At 72.9% G+C, this 3,323-nt stretch carries 3 protein-coding genes; 1 reads left to right on the top strand and 2 read right to left on the bottom strand.

What is annotated here, in order from left to right; all coding sequences use genetic code 11:
- On the top strand, window positions 1-1,073 hold a 1,073-nt coding region (locus HW445_RS23560), incomplete at its 5' end, for a MinD/ParA family protein (protein ID WP_180222955.1).
- 106 nt (window positions 1,074-1,179) lie between these two features.
- Here the strand turns inward: HW445_RS23560 and HW445_RS23555 are convergent.
- Together HW445_RS23555 and HW445_RS23550 are read right to left on the bottom strand one after the other, a co-directional pair.
- Window positions 1,180-2,118 (bottom strand): penicillin-insensitive murein endopeptidase, encoded by a 939-nt coding sequence (locus HW445_RS23555; RefSeq protein ID WP_180222954.1) that lies wholly within the window; start codon window positions 2,116-2,118, stop codon window positions 1,180-1,182.
- 9 nt (window positions 2,119-2,127) lie between these two features.
- Window positions 2,128-3,323: glycoside hydrolase domain-containing protein (locus HW445_RS23550; protein WP_180222953.1), on the bottom strand; the 1,196-nt coding region annotated here is incomplete at its 5' end.

The raw sequence follows: 3,323 nt of genomic DNA, 5'->3' as shown, positions 1-3,323 counted from the left end.
CTCCCGTGATGCCGCCGTACTACGGCCCGCCGGCGCACCACGGAGCGGAGCAATGGCCGGGAGCGGACCGGGGCGCCCGGACCGGGACGCTGGGCCGCAGCGCCGCGGTCGAGCTGTCGTCCGACCGCCTGCTGCGCAACAAGCCGGGCGAGCGTCGCGGACTGAACCGGCTGCGCATCGGTGGCCGGCAGGCGGAACGGGAACGCGAGCAGAAGCTGGCCGTCCTGCGCACCCCCGTGATGCAGTGCCAGAAGATCGCCGTGATCAGCCTCAAGGGCGGCGTCGGCAAGACGACCACCACGACCGTCCTGGGCGCGACCCTCGCCACCGAACGCCAGGACCGGGTCGTGGCGATCGACGCCAATCCGGACGCGGGAACGCTCAGCCGGCGCGTGCGCTGCGAGACCGGCGCCACCATCCGTGACCTGGTGGCGGAGATCCCGAACATCGACAACTACATGGCCGTACGGCGCTTCACCTCCCAGTCCCCGAGCGGACTGGAGATCCTCGCCAACGAGGCGGACCCCGCGCTCTCCACGGCGTTCGACGACGAGGACTACCGGCAGGTGATCGGCTGCCTGGGACAGCACTACCCGATCATCCTGACCGACTCCGGGACCGGCCTCCTGCACAGCGCGATGCGGGGCATCCTGGACCTCGTGGACCAGCTCATCGTGGTCGCCACGCCCAGCGTGGACGGCGCCACCAGCGCCAGTACGACCCTGGACTGGCTCGGCGCGCACCACTACGAGGACCTCGTCCAGCGGAGCATCACGGTGATCTGCGAGGCCCGCAGGAAGAGCAGGAACGTGCGGGTGGACGACGTCGTGCACCACTTCCGCGCCCGCTGCCGCGGCGTCGTGACGGTGCCCTTCGACGAGCACCTCGCCGCGGGCTCCGAGGTCGATCTGGACCAGCTGAAGCCCCGGACCCGCCAGGCCTACTTCGACCTGGCGACGCTGGTGGCCGCGGACTTCCCCCGCACCCAGCCGGAAGCCGCGCGGTGGGGCGCCGCCTACCCTCATTCGGGTTACAACGCGGCCAGCATGTTCGCCGTGCCCGCACGGGGCTGACGCGCAGGCCGGCGGATCGGGGTCACGGCACCCGTGGACCCGGCGGCGGGTGCGTGCGGGGCCCGGTGGATGCCGTGGCCCCGCACGCCCCCCCGGCGGCGTCCGCCTACCGGTAGCGGATGTGCAGGTGGTTGTCGTGGTTGGCGTAGCTGGTCGTCAGGCCCTCGGCGATCAGCTGGGGGTCGTTGAAGAAGATCAGCTCGACGCGGCCGGGCGCCTTGGCGCGGATCTCCTGGACCAGACGGCGGGTGGCCGCGCGGTCGTAGGCGGAGGACTGCCAGGTGATGCGGCCGGCGGTGCACTGGGCCGAGTCGGTGCGCACGGGCCACACGTCGATGTCCACGCCGACCTCGTGACTGGCGTGGCCGGGGATGTCGCCGCCGTGCTCGAAGCCGGCGTCACCGACCGGGAGCCTTCCGTTGCCGGACGTGGCGAAGGCGGACGCGGCGGCCTCCAGCTGGGCGACGGCGCCCGCGGTGGCCCAGTGGGCGTTGGCGTTGCCGTCGGGGCTCTGGGCGCACATCGTGCCGGGCCCGAAGTCGATCTTCTCGTAGTGCCAGAGCAGGTTCTTCCAGGTGGCAGGGCCGGCCACCCCGTCCGCGCCGATCCCCGCGTGGGACTGGAAGGTCCGCACCGCTGAGGCGGTCGCCGGGCCGAAGTCGCCGTCCACGGTGAGACCGGCGCCCCGCTTGGCGTTGAGCTGGGCCTGGAGCGCCATGACCGCGGGGCCGTCGTCTCCCTCGCGGACGGTCTGCACCAGCGCGCCCCAGGTGGCGGCACCGACGACGCCGTCCGCGGTGAGGCCCTCGGCCTGCTGGAACGCCACCACGGCGGCGCGGGTGCCGGAGCCGAAGACGCCGTCGGCCGCGACCGAACGGCCGTGCGCGGTCAGCAGGTGCTGAAGGGCGACAACGTCGGTGCCCCGGCTGCCGCTCGCGGCCAGCGGGAACGCGGCCTGGGCGAAGGCCTGGGCGGGGGCGCCGGAGCCGAGGAGCAGCCCGGTCAGCGCGGCGAACAGGGCGAAAAGATGGCGGAGTCGTTTCATGGCGTCACCTCACCGCCCCGCCTGGAGGGCGCCCCAGGTGCCGGAGCCGACGATGCCGTCGACGGTCAGCCCGCGGGAGGACTGGTAGTCGCGGACCGCCTGGCCGGTGCCGGAGCCGAAGACGCCGTCGACGGCCACCGTCCGGCCGAGGGCCGCGGTCAGCGCGCGCTGGAGCCGGGTGACCGCCTCACCCGTCGAACCGCTCTGCACGGTGGTGGTGGCGCCGCGGGCGAGCAGCGCCGTCCAGGTCCTCGGCCCGACCACGCCGTCGGCGGTGAGGCCCTTCGCGCTCTGGAAGTTGCGGGCCGCGGTCGCCGTGCCGGAGCCGAAGACGCCGTCCGGGGAGCCGGGGTTGTAGCCGGCCGCGGTCAGCAGGCACTGGGCGGCCTTGACCAGTTCACCGCTCGAGCCGCTCTGCACGGTGGCGTACGCGGTGAAGCTGAGGTTGGCGCCGGTGCAGGTGGCCGGGGGCGGGGTGGTGCCTCCGGTGCCCACGTCCAGGTAGTCGCGGTCGATGTTGATCGAGTAGCCGCCGTAGGTCTCGGTGACCTCACCGACGTACTGGTGGATCCGCTGGTGGTTCGCCCAGTAGGTCGACGGGACGTAGGAACCGGTGTTGGTGTCGGCCGCGCTGTTCCACCAGGCGTAGAAGAGGTGGTCGACGCGGGTGTACGCGGGGCTGTTGTACTCGGAGGCCGCGTCCTTGATGCCGGAGGCGGCGCTGGAGTAGAAGCCCGACAGGTAGCCGCCGCTGTGCAGGCGCTCGGTCCAGCCGGAGAGGTACGACAGGACGGCCGCCTTGCAGGAGGCCGTGGAGGTGTACGCCTCGATGTCGCTGTAGATGGCGCTGCCCGCGGGGATGCCCAGGTTGGACGCGGCGGTGATCGCGGCGGCCGCGGCGGTGACGCCCTGCGACTTGGCGGTGGCCGGGTCGGCGGACATCTTCAGGGAGAAGTTGGTGCACGGCGCCTGGCGTCCGACGTCGATCGGGAACAGGCGCCAGCCGTTGGCGGTCTGCGTGGTCACCCAGCTCGCCGTCAGGTTGGGCTGCGAGCAGCCGCGGAAGGAGCCGCTGATGTAGACGCCGACGGCGCTGTAGGGGGAGCTCGCCTGCCAGGCGTTCATCGCGGCCGTCGAGGGGGCGGCGCAGGCGTCGAAGCCCTTGCCCAGGTAGCTGCCGGGCTGCGGACCGACCGCCGCCAGCG

Origin of the sequence: Streptomyces sp. UH6 (assembly GCF_013421635.1) — a bacterium.
GTDB classification, from domain to species: domain Bacteria; phylum Actinomycetota; class Actinomycetes; order Streptomycetales; family Streptomycetaceae; genus Streptomyces; species Streptomyces abyssomicinicus.
Note: the sequence above shows the minus strand (reverse complement) of the source record. Positions and strands in the feature narration are given on the sequence as shown.